This is a genomic window from Sphingomonas faeni (assembly GCF_023195535.1).
GTDB classification, from domain to species: Bacteria; Pseudomonadota; Alphaproteobacteria; order Sphingomonadales; family Sphingomonadaceae; genus Sphingomonas; species Sphingomonas faeni_B.
In genome coordinates this window covers 413,570-432,717 of the sequence record NZ_JALPNF010000002.1, presented here as the reverse complement: position 1 = coordinate 432,717, position 19,148 = coordinate 413,570, and the positions used below count along the sequence as shown (strand labels likewise).

Sequence of the window (19,148 nt, the reverse complement as noted above, 5' to 3'; positions counted from 1 at the left end):
GGCGCGCTTATGTTCACGCACATCATGCTCGGCGCCGACGATATCGCGGCGTCCAAGGCGTTCTACGACGCGGCGCTGGGCGCGCTCGGCGTACCCGAGGGCGTCGTCGATGACTGGGGGCGGGTGGTCTATGCGCACGACGGCGGGCGCTTCCTGCTGACCAAGCCGATCGACGGGCAGCCGGCGAGCCACGGCAACGGCAGCACGATGGGGTTCGCGGCCGCCTCGACGCAGGCTGCCGATGCTTGGCATGCTGCGGGGCTGGCGCACGGCGGGACGGCTTGTGAGGATCCCCCGGGCGTCCGGGAAGCGACCGGGGGGCGGAAGCTGTACCTTGCGTATCTGCGCGATCCGTCGGGGAACAAGATCTGCGCGCTGCACCGGGTCGCGTGATGGAGACCGTTTCCACCAGCAAGGCGTATGGCGGCATTCAGGGCGTGTACCGCCACGCCTCGACCGCGACCGGCACCGACATGACCTTCGCGGTCTATGTGCCGCCGCATGACGAAGGCGCGCGGTTGCCGGTGCTGTGGTTCCTGGCCGGGCTGACGTGCACGCACGCCAACGTGATGGACAAGGGCGAGTATCGGCGCGCGTGTGCTGAGCTCGGCGTGATCCTGGTTGCGCCGGATACGTCGCCGCGGGGCGATGACGTGCCGGATGACGACGCGTACGACTTCGGCAAGGGCGCGGGGTTCTACGTCGATGCGACCGAGGAGCCCTGGGCGAAGAACTTCCGGATGCGGTCCTATGTCGAGGACGAGCTGCCCGCGCTGATCGCAGCGCAGTTTCCGATGGCGGACATGACGCGGCAGGGGATCTTCGGACACTCGATGGGGGGCCATGGCGCGCTGACGATCGGGTTGCGTAATCCCGATCGGTTCAGGAGCGTGTCGGCGTTCGCACCGATCGTGTCGCCGCTACGCTGTGCGTGGGGCGAGAAGGCGCTTGGCGGGTATCTCGGATCTGACCGGACGGCGTGGCGGGCGTACGATGCGTGTGCGCTGATCGAGGATGGCGCGCGGGTGGCGGAGATTCTGGTCGATCAGGGCGATGCGGATGGCTTCCTGATCGAGCAGTTGAAGCCGGAGTTGCTGGCGGCGGCGTGCGAGGCGGCGGGGATCGACCTGACGCTGCGGATGCAGCCGGGGTACGACCACAGCTACAATTTTATCTCGACCTTCATGGCCGATCATGTCGCGTGGCATGCGGAGCGGCTGGGGTAGGCTGCTATCTGCCGCGTGGCGAACGGCTCTTCCCAAGCGGGAGACCCCAGCTTTCGCTGGGGTGACGGAATGATGGGGTGACGGGCTGACGGGGGAGAGTGACTGTCCAGCACACCAAACCCCGCCCGTCATCCCAGCGAAAGCTGGGATCTCATCGTGCAGCGAACGACGCTAACCCCGCTAGCGAACCACGCTATCTCCGCGCGCGCCGCCTAGGGCAGGATCGCGCGATAGTCTGCACGCCCTTTCAGAACTTGAACCCCGCTGCGATCCCGTACCGACGCGGGTCGATCGTGAAGATGTTCGTGAACAGCCCCGACGACTGGTCGCCGACCGCCTGACCGGTGATCGAATCGTTGTTGGTCAGGTTCTGTACGAAGCCGCGCAGGAACCAGCGGTCTTTGGCGCCGTTCAGCTGCACCTGCGCGTTGATCACTTCATAGCCCTGCACCCGATCGACCAACTGGTTGAAGATCGAAGCCGAGAAGCCACCGGTATAGTTCAGATCCACCCGCGGCACCAACGACATGCCGCTGCCGAAATCGATCGTGTACTGCGCGCCGGCCGAGAATTTATAGGTCGGCGCCTGCGGCAACTTGCCGCCGCGGATGTTGACGGCGACGCCGTCGACGACGCTGAACGGCAGTGCCCCGGTCGACACGCCGAACAACGCGCGGAGCGGCGCGGACGGATTGGCGGCGGTCGACGCCAGCACCGAGCACAGGCTGTACGCGCCGGTGGTGTTGGTCGACGGGATCGCCACTGGCGCACGCAGCCCGAGCCCGGAGTTGACCGCTGCGACATAGGTGTTCGACCCGACGACGTTGCCCGCGGTGGTCGGCACGACCGCGCAATTGGCAGCGCTTTGCAGATCCTTGATGATCACCGCGTCCGAGCGACCGCCTGACGGATCGCGCGGATTGACCAGGAACTTGTCCGCCGAGACTTCGCTGCGAAGGTAGCTCGCGTTCATGTTCACCACGAATGCGGGGATCGGACTGAGGATCGCCTCCGCCTCGACGCCGTAGACATTGGCATCGACATTGTCGTTGACCGCGGTCCGCGCGACGATCCGGCTAAGCTGCAACTGCTTGTACTTGTAGTAGAAGCCGGTGACGTTCAGCCGCAACGCGCCATTGCCGAAGGTGTTCTTCGACCCGATCTCGAACGAGTCGATCTTCTCCGGAGCGAAGGTCGTCGGCACCGAGAAGGTCGCCGGCAGCGGCGGGTTGATCCCGCCCGACTTATAGCCGCGCGAATAGGACGCGTAGATCAGGTTGTCCGGCGTGATACGGTAGTCGATCACCGCGCGGCCGGTCAGCCGCGAGAAGCTGACCCGATCGAGCGCATATTCCTGCACGCCGGCGCGCGTCGAATCGAAGTCGGTCGTCGCGTAGTTCAGCCCCTGCGTGATGTTGGAGGCGCCGATCGGCGTGAGCACGTTCAGCGTGATGTTACGCGCCTTCACCTCCTTCTTGTCGTTATTGTAGCGCAGACCGAGCGTCAGTTTCAGCTTCTGGTTGAACTCGAAATACGTCTCGCCGAAGATCCCGTAGGATTTCAGGCGGAAATCGTCGCTGTCGTTGCGATAAAATGGTGTCGCGAGGAACGCGTTGCCGTTCACGCCTGGGATCGCCGCCGAGCTTGCCGCGCCGAGCACGCCCGAGGCGTAATCGAGCCCGAACGCGTTGACGAAATAGTCGGTGTTCTGGCTGCGCGAGTCGACATAGATGCCGCCAAGCAGGAAGTTGAACATGCCGTCGAACGAGCTGTCGATATGAGCTTCTGCGGAATATTGCCGGTTCACCTGGCGCGAGCGATCGACGTCGAGGCTCTGCGCGTAACAGCCGATGCCGTTGCCGCCGAACACGCCGACGCCGTTGGTGTCGGCGCCCGACTGGCAGACGCCGCCGGCAGGTCCGTTGGGGATCAGCACCGAGCGTACGCCGTTGAGATAGCCTGTGTTGACCAGCGCGCCACCCGGTAGCGGGATCACGACGCCGGGGCGGCCGATCGCGTTGAGCGTGTTGAGCCCGACATTTGTGGCGAGGGGGTTCTCGACCGCAAGGTTGAAGTCGGTCGTGCTGTCGACGGTGTTGCGCGCGAACCCGCCGGTGAAGTTGAACGAGACCGGGCCGAAATCATGGAAGATCTTGGCGGTATATTGCTCTTCCTCGGCGAAATAGGTCGGGTTGGAATCGATCCGGACGGTGCGGACATCGCGCGGATTGACCACGCCGGCATAAGTGTCGGCGGCGTAGAGATTCTGTAGGCCGATCGCGGCAATCTCGGGGTGGCCGAGCTGCGTGCCGGCAATCCCGAAATACTGCGTCGAGGCGACCGTCGCCGCCAGCGTCGCATTGCCGTTCGGCGTCTCGTTGGCAAGCCGATCTGGCAGGCAACCGAGGATGCCGGTCGGATCGCGGTGGCAGAGCTGCTTCTGGATACGGCTGCGGTTGTCCTTCTCGCGGAAATAATAGCCGATCAGGTCGACCCGCGTGGCGCTGGTCGGCTCCCACGACAGCGTGCCGCGGACCGAATACAGATCGCGCCCGTCGATCTTCGAGCCGTCATAGGTATTCTTGGTATACCCGTCGCGGTTGAGATAGGTCCCTGCGACGCGGATGCCGAGCGTATCGGTAAAAGGCAGGTTGACCATCGCCCGAACGCGCTTCGAGTCGTAATTGCCGTATTCGGCCTCGGCGGCGGCGTGGATGCCGGACAAATCGGGTTTGGCGGTGATGAAGTTGACCACGCCCGAGGTCGCGTTGCGGCCGAACAACGTGCCCTGTGGTCCGCGCAATACCTCGATCCGTTCGAGATCGAAGAACTCGCTTTCGAACAGCCGGGTCGTGACCAACGGCATGTCGTTGACGTGGATCGCGGTCGCCTGGTCGCAGGTGGCGCCGACGCACAGATCGCCGATGCCGCGGATCGTGAAGCTCGACGTGGTGAAATTGGTCTTGGTGAAGGTAACGTTCGGCAGCGTCTGCTGGAGCGCGCTCGGATTGACGATCTGCTGCTTGGAAATCGTGTCAGCGGTAAAAGCGCTCACAGCAATCGGAACATCTTGCAGACGCTGCGATTGGCGTTGCGCGGTAATCACGATATCCTGCGTTGCATAGGCGCTGGACGGCGTATCGACCGGGGCGGTCTGCGTCGGCGGGGTTGGCATCGGCGGGGTTTGCGTCGATGGGGCCTCCTGGTCGGGCCCATTGGTAGGTGCGGTGTTTTCAGCCGATGTTGTGGTGGCTGTCTGCGCCATTGCCGGCGCAATCGACAGGAGTATCATCGCCGAAGCGGCGAGCAATTCGAACTTAGCCATGGCAGTCCTCTCCCCGATCGTGCCGGTCTTTGCCGATTCACGATTTAGTTTTTCAGGTATGGCGAGGTAACGATTAAAAAAATCAATCGTCAACGCTTTTTCGTGCCCGGAAAACGGGGATTTATGGCAGGTGGCCGAAATGAAACAGTTGCAAAAGAGGACCCATGTTCTGATGTTTGGGTATGCTGACAAAGGGTGTTGCGATGCGGGATGAACTGGATGGTCCCGCGGGGCAGTCGGTTGCAGAGGATGGGGTAGGTCCCGATGGCAAGCTGAATGTGCCCGAAGACGTAGTGTCGGCGATCCGTACGCTGATCCGCTGGGCAGGCGACGATCCGACCCGCGAGGGGCTGCTCGATACGCCGCGGCGTGTTGCACGTGCGTGGAAGGAATATTGCGCGGGCTATGGCGACGATCCGGCGAAACATCTCGATCGCGTGTTCGAGGAAGTTGGCGGCTATGACGAGATCGTGTTGCTCAAGGACATCCCGTTCCAGTCGCATTGCGAACATCACATGGCGCCGATCATCGGCAAGGCGCACATCGCATACCTGCCGCGCAACCACGTCGTCGGCATTTCCAAGCTCGCGCGCGTGCTCCACGGGTTCGCGCGGCGCTTGCAGGTGCAGGAGCGACTGACCGCCGAGGTGGCCGACTGCATCTGGGAAAACCTCAAGCCGCAGGGCGTCGCGGTGGTGATCGAGGCGAGCCATGCCTGCATGACAGCGCGCGGCGTGCGCACGCCGGGCGTGACGATGGTGACGAGCCGGATGATGGGCGTGTTCCGCGATGACGAACGCAGCCGCAAGGAAGTGCTGGCCTTGATGGGACAGCGCGCCTGATGCGGACGGTGCTGGTCACGGGCGGCGCGAAGCGGCTGGGGGCGGCGATCGTGCGGCGGCTGGCAGAAGACGGCCATGCGGTGGTCGTGCACCAGGGCCACTCTCTAGACGAGGCGGGAGCGTTGGTGGCGGAGATCGTTGCAGGCGGCGGGCATGCCGCGGCGGTGTCAGGCGACCTGAGCGATCTCGGCGCGATCGGCGACCTGTTCGCGGCGGCGCGGACTGCGATCGGCGGGTCGATCGACGGGCTGGTGAACTGTGCGTCGCGCTTCGAGTTCGACCGGCCGCCCAGCGTCGATCCGGTGCTGTTCGCCGAGCTTGGTGCGATCAATTGCGGCGCCCCGGTGCTGTTGGCCTCGGCGCTCGCGTCGCAGGACGATGTCGCGGACGGTGCGGTGATCAACGTGCTCGACCAGAAGGTGGCCAACCTCAACCCCGACTTCTTCTCGTACAGCTGCGGCAAGATCGCGCTGGAGGGGGCAACGACGATGTTAGCGCAGGCGCTCGGGCCGCGGATCGCGGTAAACGGGGTGTCGCCGGGGCTGACCTTGCCGAGCGGTGATCAGACCGAAGCGGAGTTCGCGGCGGTGGCGAGCGACAATTTGCTCCGGCGACCGGTCGGCGCGGAGGCGGTTGCGGACGCGGTCGCGTGGCTGCTGACCGCGAAGGGCGTGACGGGGCAGAATGTGTTCGTCGATTGCGGGCAGCGGTTTTTGGCGCGCGATGGCGACGTGATGTTTGAGGGACGCAATGGCTGAATTCACGACGATCCTCGACGGGCTCGAGGTCATGATGCGGCTCGGGATCCATCCGCACGAGGTGGCGCCACAGCGGGTAGTCGTCTCGGTCGAGATGACGGTCGTGTACCCAGCGCCGCTCGGTGAGGATGCGATCGAGGAGGTGCTCGATTACGACTTCGTCCGTGCGGGAATCCTGGCGATGGTGGCGGAGCGCCCGTTCAAGTTGCAGGAGACGCTGTGCGAGGCGATCGCTGCGCTGTGCCTGAGCGATGAGCGGGTGAGGCGGGTCGAGATCGAGACGATGAAGACCGACGTCTACCCGGACGCCGCGATCGGTTGCCGGATCGTGCGGGAGCGCCCGATCTAGCGGGAGATCGATCCAGCGTTTGGGAAGATTTGTTTCCCCGCGAAGGCGGGGATCCAGGCTGAGCTCCCGCCTTCGCGGTAGAACATGGCGGGGCATGCCGCCGTATGAGTGCCGGTCCCGCTCGGGGCGATAGTCCCACGATCGGGCGCAATTCGTTTCACAGGCGTAAGGTACCGATACTAGAGCCGGATCGTTCTCTCCCCATAATCCCCGATCCGGAGACCAAAGTTGAAAATTCTCGTCGTCCTCACCTCGCATGCCGATCTCGGCGATACCGGCCGCAAGACCGGCTTCTGGCTCGAGGAACTCGCCGCGCCCTATTATGTGTTCAAGGATGCCGGCGTGGACATCACGCTCGCATCGCCGGCGGGCGGCCAGCCGCCGCTCGATCCGAGCAGTGCCAAGCCCGACGCGCAGACCGACGCGACGCGCCGGTTCGAGGCGGATGCCGAGGCGACCGCCGCACTCGCCGATACGCGCAAGCTGTCCGATATGCGGATCGCCGATTACGACGCGGTGTTCTATCCGGGCGGGCACGGGCCGCTCTGGGATCTCGCCAACGATCCGTCCTCGATCGCGTTGATCCAGGACACGATCGGTGCGGGCAAGCCGGTCGCGCTGGTCTGCCATGCGCCCGGCGTGCTGCGCGACGTGAAGGCCGCCGACGGCACGCCGCTCGTCAAGGGCAAGACGGTCACCGGCTTCACCAACAGCGAGGAGGCCGCGGTCGGGCTTAGCGACATCGTGCCGTTCCTCGTCGAGGACATGCTCGGGCAGCAGGGCGGCAACTATTCGAAGACCGCCGACTGGGGCGTGCACGTCGTCGAGGACGGTCTTCTGATCACCGGCCAGAACCCGGCGTCGTCGGCAAAGGCGGCGCAGGCGTTGCTGGCGAAGCTGGCGTAAGAGGGAGCGGCCACCGGTTCAGCCGGTGGCCGTCCTTGGCGAGGTCAGGCGCGGTTGGCGGCGCTCAGGACCGCGCGGACCGAAGCCGTCGCGATGTCGGTGTCCATGCCGACGCCGAACACCGTCTTGCCCTCGGCGGTCCGGCATTCGACATAGGCCGCCGCCTGCGCGTCCGCACCGTGGCCGATCGCGTGTTCGTTATAGTCCACCACGTCGAGCGTGGGCCCGGTCGACTCCGCAATTGCCGAGATCACGCCCGAGATCAGCCCGTTGCCGCGCCCGGAGATCGACCGCTCTTCGCCATCGATCGCAACGCGGCCGATGAACACGCGTTGCCCCGACGCACCGCTCTCCTCGTAATCGCGCAACTCCACGCGGTCGTCCGCCTGTGGCATGTATGTCCGCTCGAACAGGCTCCAGATGTCCGCGGCGTTCAACTCTCGGCTGGTCTCGTCGGCATAGGCCTGGACGTGACGGCTGAAGTCCGCCTGCAACCGCTTGGGCAGCTTCAGCCCCTTGTCCTGCTCGATCACCCAGGCGACGCCGCCCTTGCCCGACTGCGAATTGACGCGGATCACTGCCTCGTAGCTCCGGCCGAGATCGGCGGGGTCGATCGGGAGGTAGGGGACTTCCCACAGCGTGTCGTTCTTCGCCTCCTGCGCCGCGAACCCCTTCTTGATCGCGTCCTGATGGCTCCCCGAGAAGGCGGTGAAGACGAGGTCGCCGGCATAGGGCGTGCGGGGGTGGACGGGGATGTTGGTGCAGTAATTGACCGTGTTCACGACGCCGTCGATGTCCGACAAATCGAGCTTCGGATCGACGCCCTGCGTGTACATGTTGAGCGCGACGGTCACGAGATCGCAATTGCCGGTGCGCTCGCCATTGCCGAGCAGGCAGCCCTCGACCCGGTCCGCACCTGCCATCATGCCGAGCTCCGCCGCCGCGACGCCGGTGCCGCGGTCGTTATGCGTGTGCAGCGAGATCGCCACCGCGTCGCGGTTGCGGATATGCCGCCCGAACCATTCGATCTGGTCGGCATAGATGTTCGGCGTCGCGCACTCGACGGTGGCGGGCAGGTTGAAGATGATCGGGTTCTCGGGCGTCGGCATGAGGACGTCCATCACCGCCTCGCAGACCTCCAAGGAGAAATCGAGTTCGGCGGTCGAGAAGGTCTCGGGGCTGTATTCGAACTGCCAGCGGACGTCAGGCTGCTTGGCGGCTTCGTCGCGCAGCACCTTGGCGCCGTCGATCGCGATCTGCTTCACCTGCGCACGGTCCATCCCGAACACGATCTTGCGCCAGGCGGGTGAAACCGCATTGTAGAGATGCACGATCGCGGTCTTCGCGCCGACCAGGCTGGCGAAGCTCGTCTCGATCAGGTCGCGACGGGACTGGGTGAGGACCTGGATCGATACGTCGTCGGGGATGCGGCCGGTCTTCACGAGGCCGGAGATGAAGTCGAACTCGGTCGCGCCCGCGCTCGGGAAACCGACTTCGATCTCCTTCAGCCCGACCTTGCAGAGCAGGTCGAAGAAGCGCGTCTTCTTCTCCGCATCCATCGGGTCGATCAGCGCCTGGTTGCCGTCGCGCAGATCGGTCGACAGCCAGCGGGGCGGCTTGACGATGGTCTTCGACGGCCATTGGCGGTCGGGCAGGTCGATTTGCGGGAAGGGTCGGTATTTGGTCGATGGGTCGCGCAGCATGGCTCGTGTCTCTCGTATCGTCGGGAGCGTTCGGGTCATCCCTTAGGCGCGAGGCGCGGGGCATGGCCACCGCGCAAACGATCGGCGCGCCTAAGGGCGCGTAAGTCGAAGCAGCAGGAGGCGGCCATACGTCATTGATGGCGTCCTATCGCGCGGACACGTCCCGTGTCCAGCGCGATAGGAATTTTGGTATATTATTGCGCGGAGAACGCCGCGTTGATCGTCAGGTCGACCTTGTCCGACACGACCGGAGCATAGGCGCCGATGTTGAAGTCGCTGCGCTTGATCGAGGTCGTCGCGCGGAAGCCGAAGTTGAGCTTCTTGTTCATCGGGTTCGCGCCCGCGCCGACGAACGTCGCCTGCAGCACGACGGGCTTGGTGACGCCCTTGAGCGTGAGGTCGCCGGTGATCGTCGCCTTGTCGCCGGTCGCGACGACCTTGGTCGAGACGAACTTGGCGGTCGAGTAGGTCGCGGCGTCGAAGAAATCCTTCGATTTCAGATGGCCGGCGAACGGCGCGGCGGTGACCGAGAGCTGGTCGATCGCGAAATTCACTTCGACCTTGGTCGCGTTCGGCTTGGCGGGATCGATCGTGATGCTGCCGCCCGACGCGCCGAGCTGCCCTTCGAGCATCGAGAAGCCCATGTGGTTGACCTGCCACGTAACCTGGGTGTGGTTGGGATCGACCGCGTAGGTGCCGGCGGTGACACGCGCCTTGACGGGGGCGCCGGGGATCGCGGCGGTCTGCGCCATGATGGGGGCTGCGGTAAGGGCGAGGATGGTGGCTAGGACTAGGCGCATGCGGGGTCTCCTGTTGATCGCGCGATGCTGGCCGAGGGGAGGGTGCGCGTCAAACGGCGTTATGCCAACGCTGTGTTTCGGAATTGGGTCGGTGGGGTCGCGCGCACTCGCGCTCGCGGTAGAGTGCACGGCGAGCTCTCGTTCCCCCCGCGGACGCGGGGGCCCAGCTAAACCCCGATCACCGCCTGAGACCCTGGCCCCCCGCCTTCGCGGGGGAACAAGGAAGGGGAAACCGGCCCCCGCCTCACAATACCACCCCGGCGAAGGCCGGGGCCCAATTGGAAAGGCTTTAGTAACGGGGCGCCGTCCTCAGTTGGCGACGTCCCCCAATTGGGCCCCGGCCTCCGCCGGGGTGGAGTGGGGGTGTGGGGGCAACCGAAACGCGTTCCCCACGCCAGCCCGTCGGACCCGGCGAAGCCGTGCCCTATGGGCAGGCTCCGTCGTGCCGGCTGCGCTCACGCGCTATCGCGCGCTCGCGTCAGTTTTTCGCCTTATCAACGAGCGCATTCTTCCCGATCCAAGGCATCATGCCGCGCAGTTCCGACCCGATCTTCTCGATCGGATGCGCCAGCGCCTGCTTGCGCGCGGCCTTCAACTCGGGCTGACCCGCGCGGTTGTCGAGGATGAAGTTCTTGACGAAGCGGCCCGACTGGATATCCGCAAGCACGCGCTTCATCTCGGCCTTGGTCTCCGACGTGATGATCCGCGGACCCGTCGTGATGTCGCCATATTCGGCGGTGTTAGAGATCGAATAGCGCATGTTGGCGATGCCGCCCTCATAGAGCAGATCGACGATCAGCTTGGTCTCGTGGAGGCACTCAAAATACGCCATTTCAGGCGCGTAGCCGGCCTCGACCAGCGTCTCGAACCCGGCCTGGATCAGGTGGGTGATGCCGCCGCACAGCACTGCCTGCTCGCCGAACAGGTCGGTCTCGCATTCCTCGCGGAAGTTGGTCTCGATGATGCCCGAGCGACCGCCGCCGACGCCGCTGGCATAGGCGAGCGCGATGTCGTGCGCGTTGCCCGACTTGTCCTGGTCGATCGCGATCAGGCAGGGGACGCCGCCGCCGCGGACATATTCGCTGCGCACGGTGTGGCCGGGGCCCTTGGGCGCGATCATGATGACGTCGAGATCGGCGCGCGGCTCGATCAGGCCGAAATGCACGTTGAGGCCGTGTGCAAAAGCAATCGTCGCGCCCTGCTTGAGGTTGTCGTGCAGGTCGCTCGCGTAGATCGCCGCCTGATGCTCGTCGGGCGCGAGGATCATGACGATGTCGGCCCAGGCGGCGGCGTCCTTGTTCGACTTGACCGCAAAGCCCGCCTCGATCGCCTTCTTGGCGGTGGCCGAGCCTTCGCGGAGCGCGATCGCGACGTCCTTGACGCCCGAATCGCGGAGGTTCTGCGCGTGCGCGTGGCCCTGCGAGCCGTAGCCGACGATCGCGATCTTCTTGTCGGTGATGAGGTTCAGGTCGGCGTCGCGATCGTAATAGACACGCATTGGAATGGTCCTTTCAGGAAGAATTGGGTCTTGAAGCGTCGATGCCCGCAGATCCGCCACGCCAGCGGCAAATCCCGTCATGCCAGCGAAAGCTGGTATCTCATGCGGCTCTTGCGGGACAGGAGCCGGGGGAGACCCCAGCTTTCGCTGGGGTGACGGTAGGGGGGCGGGGTGAGATCGAAATGAGTGTTGATGAATTCGGGTAGCGAAACTCAGGCCGGCTCTTTGCCTCGGGCGATCGCGACTATGCCGGTTCGGGCGACTTCGATCAGACCGACTTCGCCCATGAGTTCGACGAACTTGTCGATCTTGTCGATGCCGCCGGTGACCTCGAACACGAAGCTCGACGTCGTCGCATCGACCACGCGGGCGCGGTAGACGTCGGCGAGGCGCAAAGCCTCGATCCGGTGGTCGCCGGTGCCGCGGACCTTCACCAGCGCGAGCTCGCGTTCGACGTGCGCGCCCTGGGCCGTCAGGTCGGTGACCTTGTGCACCGGCACGAGCCGGTCGAGCTGGGCGATGATCTGCTCCATCGTCGCCGGCGACGCGCTGGTGACGATCGTGATCCGGCTGACCGACTTGTCGGCGGTGATCTCGCTCACCGTCAGGCTCTCGATATTATAGCCGCGCGCGGTGAACAGGCCGGCGATCCGGGCGAGGATGCCCGGTTCGTTGTCGACGATGACGGCGAGCGTGTGCCGCTCGGCCTTTTCCTGGGAAATATGCATCAGACCAGCGCCTTCGCTTCGTCGTCCATCGTGCCGGACACTTCGTTCGCCTGCAGGATCATGTCGGTATGCGCGGCGCCCGACGGGATCATCGGGAAGCAATTCGTCAGCTGCGACACGCGGCAATCGACGATCACCGGACCGTCATACGCAAGCATCTCGGCGATCCCGCTGTCGAGCTGGTCGCGCGTCTCGATCAGGATACCCTTCCAGCCATAGGCCTCGCCGAGCTTGACGAAATCGGGCAGCGAATCCGAATAGCTCTCGGCGTAGCGGCTCTCATAGGTGAGCTCCTGCCACTGGCGGACCATGCCCATATACTGGTTGTTGAGGATGAAGATCTTCACCGGCAACCGGTATTGCGTTGCGGTCGCCAGCTCTTGGATGTTCATCTGGATCGACGCCTCGCCGGCGATGTCGATCACCAGCGCATTCGGGTTGCCGAGCTGCGCGCCGATCGCGGCGGGCAGACCGTAGCCCATCGTGCCGAGACCACCGCTGGTCAGCCACTTGTTCGGCTTCTCGAACCCGAAATGCTGCGCCGCCCACATCTGGTGCTGGCCGACCTCGGTCGTGATGATCGGCGACCGTGCCTGCGTCGCGTCGAACAGCGCCCGGATCGCACGCTGCGGCATGATCTCGTTCGGGTCGTTCTCGGGAAAATCGAGACACTTCACTGCGCGCCAGCCGGCGATCCGACGCTGCCAATCGGTCGTGTCGGGCTTGGGATGCTGGCGGCTCTTCCAGATCCGGACCATGTCCTCGAGCGCATGGCCGACATCCGCGATGATCCCGAGATCGACGCGCACCGTCTTGTTCACCGACGAGCGATCGATATCGATATGCACTTTACGCGAATTCGGGCTGAACGCGTCCAGCCGCCCGGTCACGCGGTCGTCGAAGCGCGAGCCGAGCGCGACGACGAGGTCGGCCTGGTTCATCGCCATGTTCGCCTCGTAGGTGCCGTGCATCCCGAGCATGCCGAGCCACTGCGGCCCAGATGCGGGATAGGCGCCAAGGCCCATCAACGTCGACGTCACCGGCGCGCCGGTGATGCGGACGAGTTCGCACAGCAACTGGCTCGCGGCCGGACCCGAGTTGATGATGCCACCGCCGGTGTACAGGATCGGACGTTCGGCCGCGGCGAGCATGTCCACCAGCTGCTCGATCTGCGACTGGTCGGCCTTCACCTGCGGGCGATAGGTCTTGTGCTGGATCGGCCCCGGCTTCTTGTACCGGGCGGTCGCGACCTGCACATCCTTGGGAATGTCGACGACCACCGGCCCCGGACGACCCGAAGTGGCGATGTGGAACGCCTCGTGGATCACGTCGCCGAGCTTGGCGGGGTCCTTCACGAGGTAGTTGTGCTTCGAGCAATGGCGCGTGATGCCGACCGTATCGGCCTCCTGGAACGCGTCGGTGCCGATCAGCGCGGTCGGCACCTGGCCGGTGATCACGACCATCGGGATCGAATCCATCAGCGCGTCGGTGATCCCGGTCACGGCATTGGTCGCGCCGGGGCCCGAGGTGACGAGCACCACGCCGGGCTTGCCGGTCGAGCGCGCATACCCTTCCGCGGCATGCGTCGCGGCCTGCTCGTGGCGCACCAGAATGTGCTTGATCCGACCCGAGCGAAACAACGCGTCGTAGATCGGCAGCACGGCACCACCCGGATAGCCGAAGACGACCTCCACGCCGAGATCGCACAGCGCCTCGATCAGGATATCGGCTCCACTCTTCTCGGTCATTTCACATCATCCTTTGCGAGAACGCTGCCTTTAGCGTCTAGTGGAGGGGCCGGCTACCGATATAAAAGATGCGTGTCAAACATCATTTCAGCAATATAGTTTCAAATTGCTGCAGGCGCGTTGTGAGATCGAGGGCTTCGGTGCGGGTCCAATTGGGCGGCGGCTGGTGTCGAAGCCAGGTATATTGGCGCTTGGCATAGCGCCGCGTGGCGAGCGATCCGGCGGCGATGGCGCCGGGTTTTGATGTCTCGCCGCGGACGAGCGCGGCGATCTCGGGAACGCCGATCGCGCGGCGGATCGGGGCGTCCCAAGGGATGTCGGTTCGGGCGAGGAGCGCGGTGATCTCGTCGCAGCTGGTGTCGGCCATCTCGGCGAAACGCTGGTCGATCCGCGCGTTGAGCCAGTCGCGGTCGGGAATCAGGATCAGTGCGCGGACGTCGATCGTATCGCCGATCCCGCCGACCTTCTCGGTCTGCCAGTCGGCGAGCGTGCGGCCGGTGCCGCGGACGACTTCGAGCGCGCGGGCGACGCGGGTGGTGTCGGCGGCGTTGAGCTTGGCCGCGGCTTGCGGGTCGAGTTGCGCGAGCGCTGCGTGCGCTTCGGCGACAGGGAGGGCACGGACTTGCTCGCGAAGGGCCGGGTCGATTGCGGGGACAGGCGCGATACCGTCGAGCAAGGTGCGGATGTAGAGTCCGGTGCCGCCGACCAGGATCGGCAGCTTGCCCTCGGCCAGCGTGTCGCGGATCGCCTGCGTCGCCTCGGCGGCCCAACGTGCGGCGGAATAGGTCGCGTCGGCGGCGTCGACATGACCGAACAGCCGGTGCGGGGCGCTGGCCTCCTCTTCGGGCGAAGGCCGCGCGGTGAGGATGCGGAGGTCGGCATAGACCTGCGCGGAATCGGCGTTGATGACGACGCCGTCGTGCGTGGCGGCGATGGCGAGCGCGAGCGCGGACTTGCCGCTCGCGGTCGGCCCTGCGATGAGCGCGACCTTCGGGAGAGTTTCTATGTTCACGGCAACGCTTATAGCCTCGGGCACGCTGACCGCAGGCGATATTTCGACCGCGATGGACCGCCTGCGCGACGCCGGCTGCGCACCGGGCGCGAGCGGCTGGATCGATGAAGGTGACGCGGCGGACCTGATCTTCGGGATGGCGCCGGATGCAGCTCGCGGCGCACTTGAGAGCGCTTTTTCTGGGGCTGACGTGGTCGTGCAGTCGAGCCTGTCGCGCACAAAGACGTTGATCGTCGCCGACATGGACTCGACGATGATCACCGTCGAATGCATCGACGAACTCGCCGACTACGCCGGGATCAAGCCGCAGATCGCAGAGATCACCGAACGTGCGATGCGCGGCGAACTGGATTTCGAAGCGGCGCTCGACGCCCGCGTGGCGCTACTCAAGGGGCTGGCAGAAAGCGACATTGAACGCTGCCTCGCCGAGCGGGTGACGATCATGCCGGGTGCCAAGGCGCTGGTCCGGACGATGCGCGCGCGGGGGGCGCTGGCGGTGCTGGTGTCGGGCGGGTTCACGCGGTTTGCCGAGCCGGTGGCGAAAGCGATCGGCTTCGACCGCGCGATCGCCAATGTGCTGGAGATCGAGCGCGGCGTGCTGACGGGGACGGTAACCAAGCCGATCGTGGGCTCGCACACCAAGCTGACGACGTTGCGCGCAGCCATTGCCGAGCGGCGAATTACGGTCGAGGACTCACTCGCGGTCGGCGACGGTGCGAACGATCTGGCGATGATCGAAGCGGCGGGGCTGGGTGTCGCGTATCACGCCAAACCGATCGTCGCGGCCGCCGCGGAAGCGCGGATCGATCATGGGGATCTGACGGCGCTGCTCTATGCGCAGGGTATCGCGCGGCGTCATTGGATTCGCGACTAGCTGCCCCTTACGATCCTCCCCCGCCAGGGGGAGGTGGCGCCGTAGGCGACGGAGGGGGAGGATACAGATCGCTGGTTTCCCTTGCCTCCCCCTCCGTCTGGCAAGTGCCAGCCACCTCCCCCTGGCGGGGGAGGATTAAAAAGGGGTGTGTTAGCCCTTCGCCATCGGCGTGCCGCTCGCTTCGCAGACATATGTCGCCAGTTCCTCGCGCAGCGGCAAACCCTTGATCGGCCGCAGCGGGCCGTCATGCGCGATGTTGGTCTCTACCAGCGCGCGGTTGGGGCCGACGCCCAGCACATGGAACAGGCGGTTGGCGCAATCGGTCTCGGTCCGCGCATAGGCGACCTTGCCCGCATGCTCCTGGCGCAGGATCGCGATGATAGTGCCGCCGACGGCTTTCCGTTCGCGCAACAGGAAATGGCGCGAGGTCGGGTCGGACGGGGTCGGGATCAGCCGCCCCTTGACGGTCAGTTGCGCGGGTTTGGGCACGGCCACGTCGGTTTCGGCAAGATTGCGCAACGATACGCCGTTTTCGGTCATCATATCGGTATTGGTCGTCGCAGGCTGATTGCCGGAACACGCGGCCAACAGCGTTGCGCCGGCAAGTGCCAGCGCCAAGGTCTTCGAAATCATTCATCTAGCTCCCGGTCGATGTCGAAACGAAACGACCGGTCCGGGTGTTTCGATCCCTGCCGCGCCATCGTGCTGGCGCGACAAGGCCGGACGCGCCGTTTCAGCGGGTCTTCTTGTCGCTGCCGCGGTCCGGGCGCGTTGCCGTTTTCGCAGGCGGGGCGGGTTCGCAGATTCGGCGCGTCGGCTGGCAGGCGATGCCGACCGTCGAGCATCCCTTGGCGCTGCCACCGGTCGGGCACGCCCGACATTGCTGCTTGATCTCGGTGCAGTTCGGCGATGCGGACACCAGCATCAGGGTCAGGAAAAACATTCGCACATCCTCTTCATGCGTATCGTCGCGTTTGAGTCTGTCTGGTCAGGGGGCGACGATCACGCAGGGCACGCCGGCCGCCGAGCAGGCGCGCGTCGCCTCGGCCTTCGACGCGAAGCCGCCGGCCTGGAGCCGCGTCACGCTGCCCGCCTTGGTATAAAAGGGCTGCGCACCGCGCAGCCTGCCGCGAACCTTGCTCCACTGCGTCTCGGCATTGCCCTGATCGCGGAATGCACCCAGTTGCACACGCCAGTTCCCGGTCGCCTTCACGGGCACGGGCTTGGGAGCAGCCTTTGCTGCAACAGCCTTTGCCGGCGCTGGTTTAGGCATCGTCGGCCTCGGCGCCGGTTCACGGGTCGGCGCGTCGACGCGCGCCGGGAGCGAACTCGGCGGCAGGCGCGTGGGCCGCGGCATCTCGGCCACACGCGACGCCGGCACGTCGACCCGCCCGCCGGTCTGGGGGGCCGGCCGCCCGGCCACGCGCTCACCGGCCTGTCCGACGGTCGAGCGCGACGGCACTGCGGGCGTCGCCTGCAATGCATATTGCTGCGCCAGCGCGGTGCCCTTCTCGCGGTCGGCGGGCGAGATATACTGGTCCATCTGCGCCAGCGTCTGCGAGGCAGATTGGAGCCCGGACGCAGACGCGCGCGTCATCAGTGCATAGGCGCGGGGGAAATCACGCGCGATGCCGTCGCCGTTGAACAGCATCGTCCCCAGCACCAGCTGGGTCCGCGGTTCGCCGCGCGCGACCGATTTTTCGAGCCAGGGCAGCGCGTCGGTCTTCTTCCCGGCCTGGAACAGCGCGAGTCCGTAATTGTCGCCGGCCTGAAGGTGCCCCTGGAGCGCCGCCTTGCGGAACCAGCTTTCGGCAAGGCCGGGATCGAGCGGCACGCCGCGGCCCAGCTTGTACGCCTGGGCGAGGTTGAACTGCGCATCGGCATCGCCGGCGATCGCGAGTGGTCGCCACTCGCCGACGGCGCGCGCGTAATCGCCCTTGGCCCAGGCGTCGACGCCGGCCTTCACATCGGCATAAGCGGGGATGGCGGCGAGCAGGCCGCTCAGCGCGATCGCACCCACCAGAAGCTTACGCCCAACCGTCATCGCTCTACCCCATATCGTCTCGTCGCCACCATGCCGCCGTTCGTGGCGCAAGGCAAAGGGCACGCGAGTGCTTTCCAACCGATTTCGCTCGATTCAAACTCATTATGAAGCGCCGTTAACCGCTTCTTGACCCGCGCATGCCATGCCGGCTGCGATTACTGGGGATCAGCCGATTATGCGCGTCTTAGCGTTCGCATCGCAGAAGGGAGGATCGGGGAAGACGACCTTGACGGGTCATCTCGCCGTCCAGGCGGAGCGTGCCGGCCATGGTCCGGTAGTGTTGATCGACATCGACCCGCAGGGCTCGCTGTCCGACTGGTGGAACGAACGCGCCGCCGAGGAGCCGGCCTTCGCGCAAACCACGGTGTCGCGCCTCGCCGCCGATCTCGAGATCCTCCGCCAGCAGGGCTTCAAGCTGGCGATGATCGATACCCCGCCCGCGATAACCATGGCGATCCAGAGCGTGATCCAGGTCGCCGAGCTGATCGTCGTCCCGACGAGGCCCAGCCCGCACGATCTGCGTGCGGTAGGCGCCACCGTCGACATGTGCGCGCGCGCCGGCAAGCCGCTGATCTTCGTCGTCAACGCGGCAACGCCGAAAGCGCGGATCACCGCCGACGCGACGCTGGCGCTGTCGCAGCACGGCACGGTCGCCCCGGTCATCGTCCACCAGCGTACCGACTTCGCCGTCTCGATGATCGACGGCCGAACGGTCATGGAACTCGACCCCAGAAGCAAATCGGCCGCCGAGATCGAAGCGCTGTGGACCTATGTCTGCGACCGGCTCGAGAAGAATTTCCGCCGTACCGTGTTCAGCGTGCCGACCGCGGTCGGGCAGCGTCCCGCCGCTGGCGGCTTCGGCCGCCGGGTCATCGGCTGACGCCATGGCACGGCCCGGACCACTCCCCTCGCTCACGTCCTCGCTGCTGGCCCGCAAAGGCACGGCCCGCCCGGCGATGCGCCAGCAGGATCTCGACGCCCCGCCAGCAGACGCGCTCGACGATCTCGGCTGGAACGACATGGGCGGTCCGCAGCCCCAGGTGCTGGTCGAGCGGGAAGCGCTGAAGGTCGAGATCGAACGGCCGGTCGCGCCCGTATCGAAGGCGACCGTGGCGCGGATCGGGCGCGAGACATTGTCCAAAACCGGGGGTGCAAAAGCCGCCTTCACGCTCCGTCTCGATACCGACCGGCATCTCCGGTTGCGGCTGGCGAGTGCCGTCACCGGCCGTTCGTCGCAACAGCTCGTCACGCAGGCGCTCGACGCCTTTCTGCACACGGTACCGGAGGTGGATGCGCTCGTCGCGCAGCTGCCGCCGACTACGTCAAAACGTTGAA

The 19,148-nt window shown here is 65.6% G+C and carries 19 protein-coding genes; 9 read left to right on the top strand and 10 right to left on the bottom strand.

Translation table 11 applies throughout. The features are described 5' to 3' along the window. Positions 1-9 precede the first annotated feature (9 nt). Positions 10-393 carry a VOC family protein gene (locus SPHN_RS06445; RefSeq protein WP_248522060.1) on the top strand — a complete coding sequence of 128 codons (384 nt, stop codon included), beginning with the start codon at positions 10-12 and terminating at the stop codon, positions 391-393. Further along, a complete protein-coding gene (gene fghA / locus SPHN_RS06440; RefSeq protein ID WP_248522058.1) occupies positions 393-1,226 on the top strand; it encodes an S-formylglutathione hydrolase in 834 nt (277 codons plus the stop codon). Before SPHN_RS06445 ends, fghA begins: the two co-directional genes overlap by 1 nt. A gap of 247 nt (positions 1,227-1,473) precedes the next feature. On the opposite strand, the gene SPHN_RS06435 is transcribed toward fghA, so the two are convergent. Further along, a complete protein-coding gene (locus SPHN_RS06435) occupies positions 1,474-4,551 on the bottom strand; it encodes a TonB-dependent receptor (RefSeq protein WP_248522055.1) in 3,078 nt (1,025 codons plus the stop codon). Positions 4,552-4,754: 203 nt separating this feature from the next. On the opposite strand from SPHN_RS06435, the gene folE reads away from it, so the two are divergent. From folE to SPHN_RS06415, 4 genes are all read left to right on the top strand, one after another. Then, the gene (folE, locus tag SPHN_RS06430; RefSeq protein WP_248522054.1) at positions 4,755-5,393 is read left to right on the top strand and encodes a GTP cyclohydrolase I FolE; all 639 of its coding nucleotides are present in this window, start codon (positions 4,755-4,757) and stop codon (positions 5,391-5,393) included. Next, positions 5,393-6,151, top strand: a complete 759-nt coding sequence (locus tag SPHN_RS06425) for an SDR family NAD(P)-dependent oxidoreductase (RefSeq protein WP_248522052.1) — start codon at positions 5,393-5,395, stop codon at positions 6,149-6,151. Before folE ends, SPHN_RS06425 begins: the two co-directional genes overlap by 1 nt. Next, positions 6,144-6,500 (top strand): dihydroneopterin aldolase, encoded by a 357-nt coding sequence (locus SPHN_RS06420; protein ID WP_248522050.1) that lies wholly within the window; start codon positions 6,144-6,146, stop codon positions 6,498-6,500. Before SPHN_RS06425 ends, SPHN_RS06420 begins: the two co-directional genes overlap by 8 nt. Positions 6,501-6,728: 228 nt before the next feature. After that, positions 6,729-7,406: a type 1 glutamine amidotransferase domain-containing protein gene (locus tag SPHN_RS06415; RefSeq protein WP_248522049.1), complete on the top strand. Its 678-nt coding sequence runs from the start codon at positions 6,729-6,731 to the stop codon at positions 7,404-7,406. Between the two features lie 44 nt (positions 7,407-7,450). Here SPHN_RS06415 and leuA read toward each other — a convergent pair whose 3' ends face one another. From leuA to miaA, 6 genes are all read right to left on the bottom strand, one after another. Continuing rightward, positions 7,451-9,109, bottom strand: a complete 1,659-nt coding sequence (leuA, locus tag SPHN_RS06410) for a 2-isopropylmalate synthase (RefSeq protein ID WP_248522047.1) — start codon at positions 9,107-9,109, stop codon at positions 7,451-7,453. A 194-nt stretch (positions 9,110-9,303) separates the two neighbouring features. Next, entirely contained in the window at positions 9,304-9,909 is a 606-nt protein-coding gene (locus SPHN_RS06405) for a YceI family protein (protein ID WP_248522045.1), read from the bottom strand. 478 nt (positions 9,910-10,387) lie between these two features. After that, entirely contained in the window at positions 10,388-11,407 is a 1,020-nt protein-coding gene (gene ilvC, locus SPHN_RS06400; RefSeq protein WP_248522043.1) for a ketol-acid reductoisomerase, read from the bottom strand. A gap of 212 nt (positions 11,408-11,619) precedes the next feature. After that, positions 11,620-12,135 (bottom strand): acetolactate synthase small subunit, encoded by a 516-nt coding sequence (ilvN, locus tag SPHN_RS06395; protein WP_056048113.1) that lies wholly within the window; start codon positions 12,133-12,135, stop codon positions 11,620-11,622. After that, positions 12,135-13,883 (bottom strand): acetolactate synthase 3 large subunit, encoded by a 1,749-nt coding sequence (locus tag SPHN_RS06390; protein ID WP_248522041.1) that lies wholly within the window; start codon positions 13,881-13,883, stop codon positions 12,135-12,137. The genes ilvN and SPHN_RS06390 overlap by 1 nt, the downstream gene beginning before the upstream one ends. 82 nt (positions 13,884-13,965) lie before the next feature. After that, positions 13,966-14,895 carry a tRNA (adenosine(37)-N6)-dimethylallyltransferase MiaA gene (gene miaA / locus SPHN_RS06385; protein WP_248522039.1) on the bottom strand — a complete coding sequence of 310 codons (930 nt, stop codon included), beginning with the start codon at positions 14,893-14,895 and terminating at the stop codon, positions 13,966-13,968. Here miaA and serB point away from each other — a divergent pair. After that, a complete protein-coding gene (serB, locus tag SPHN_RS06380; protein ID WP_248522037.1) occupies positions 14,888-15,769 on the top strand; it encodes a phosphoserine phosphatase SerB in 882 nt (293 codons plus the stop codon). The two genes, miaA and serB, sit on opposite strands and share 8 nt — an antisense overlap. 150 nt (positions 15,770-15,919) lie before the next feature. Here the strand turns inward: serB and SPHN_RS06375 are convergent, their stop codons facing one another. The 3 genes from SPHN_RS06375 to SPHN_RS06365 all read right to left on the bottom strand — a co-directional run bounded on the left by SPHN_RS06375 (position 15,920) and on the right by SPHN_RS06365 (position 17,813). Further along, positions 15,920-16,402 carry a hypothetical protein gene (locus SPHN_RS06375; RefSeq protein ID WP_248522035.1) on the bottom strand — a complete coding sequence of 161 codons (483 nt, stop codon included), beginning with the start codon at positions 16,400-16,402 and terminating at the stop codon, positions 15,920-15,922. A gap of 100 nt (positions 16,403-16,502) precedes the next feature. After that, complete coding sequence (locus SPHN_RS06370; protein ID WP_248522034.1) at positions 16,503-16,712, bottom strand: hypothetical protein; 210 nt, start codon at positions 16,710-16,712, stop codon at positions 16,503-16,505. 45 nt (positions 16,713-16,757) lie between these two features. Then, entirely contained in the window at positions 16,758-17,813 is a 1,056-nt protein-coding gene (locus tag SPHN_RS06365) for an SPOR domain-containing protein (RefSeq protein ID WP_248522032.1), read from the bottom strand. 175 nt (positions 17,814-17,988) lie between these two features. Between SPHN_RS06365 and SPHN_RS06360 the strand changes: the two genes are divergently transcribed. Both SPHN_RS06360 and SPHN_RS06355 read left to right on the top strand, forming a co-directional pair. Beyond that, positions 17,989-18,693 (top strand): ParA family protein, encoded by a 705-nt coding sequence (locus SPHN_RS06360; RefSeq protein WP_248522031.1) that lies wholly within the window; start codon positions 17,989-17,991, stop codon positions 18,691-18,693. 4 nt (positions 18,694-18,697) lie between these two features. Beyond that, positions 18,698-19,147: a hypothetical protein gene (locus SPHN_RS06355; RefSeq protein WP_248522029.1), complete on the top strand. Its 450-nt coding sequence runs from the start codon at positions 18,698-18,700 to the stop codon at positions 19,145-19,147. The last annotated feature ends 1 nt before the right edge of the window (position 19,148 follow it).

Coding starts and splice junctions, on each gene's coding strand:
- SPHN_RS06445 (WP_248522060.1), top strand. CDS start 10: ATGTTCACGCACATCATGCTCGGCGCCGACGATATCGCGGCGTCCAAG.
- fghA (WP_248522058.1), top strand. CDS start 393: ATGGAGACCGTTTCCACCAGCAAGGCGTATGGCGGCATTCAGGGCGTG.
- SPHN_RS06435 (WP_248522055.1), bottom strand. CDS start 4,551: ATGGCTAAGTTCGAATTGCTCGCCGCTTCGGCGATGATACTCCTGTCG.
- folE (WP_248522054.1), top strand. CDS start 4,755: ATGCGGGATGAACTGGATGGTCCCGCGGGGCAGTCGGTTGCAGAGGAT.
- SPHN_RS06425 (WP_248522052.1), top strand. CDS start 5,393: ATGCGGACGGTGCTGGTCACGGGCGGCGCGAAGCGGCTGGGGGCGGCG.
- SPHN_RS06420 (WP_248522050.1), top strand. CDS start 6,144: ATGGCTGAATTCACGACGATCCTCGACGGGCTCGAGGTCATGATGCGG.
- leuA (WP_248522047.1), bottom strand. CDS start 9,109: ATGCTGCGCGACCCATCGACCAAATACCGACCCTTCCCGCAAATCGAC.
- SPHN_RS06405 (WP_248522045.1), bottom strand. CDS start 9,909: ATGCGCCTAGTCCTAGCCACCATCCTCGCCCTTACCGCAGCCCCCATC.
- ilvC (WP_248522043.1), bottom strand. CDS start 11,407: ATGCGTGTCTATTACGATCGCGACGCCGACCTGAACCTCATCACCGAC.
- ilvN (WP_056048113.1), bottom strand. CDS start 12,135: ATGCATATTTCCCAGGAAAAGGCCGAGCGGCACACGCTCGCCGTCATC.
- SPHN_RS06390 (WP_248522041.1), bottom strand. CDS start 13,883: ATGACCGAGAAGAGTGGAGCCGATATCCTGATCGAGGCGCTGTGCGAT.
- serB (WP_248522037.1), top strand. CDS start 14,888: ATGTTCACGGCAACGCTTATAGCCTCGGGCACGCTGACCGCAGGCGAT.
- SPHN_RS06375 (WP_248522035.1), bottom strand. CDS start 16,402: ATGATTTCGAAGACCTTGGCGCTGGCACTTGCCGGCGCAACGCTGTTG.
- SPHN_RS06370 (WP_248522034.1), bottom strand. CDS start 16,712: ATGTTTTTCCTGACCCTGATGCTGGTGTCCGCATCGCCGAACTGCACC.
- SPHN_RS06365 (WP_248522032.1), bottom strand. CDS start 17,813: ATGACGGTTGGGCGTAAGCTTCTGGTGGGTGCGATCGCGCTGAGCGGC.
- SPHN_RS06360 (WP_248522031.1), top strand. CDS start 17,989: ATGCGCGTCTTAGCGTTCGCATCGCAGAAGGGAGGATCGGGGAAGACG.
- SPHN_RS06355 (WP_248522029.1), top strand. CDS start 18,698: ATGGCACGGCCCGGACCACTCCCCTCGCTCACGTCCTCGCTGCTGGCC.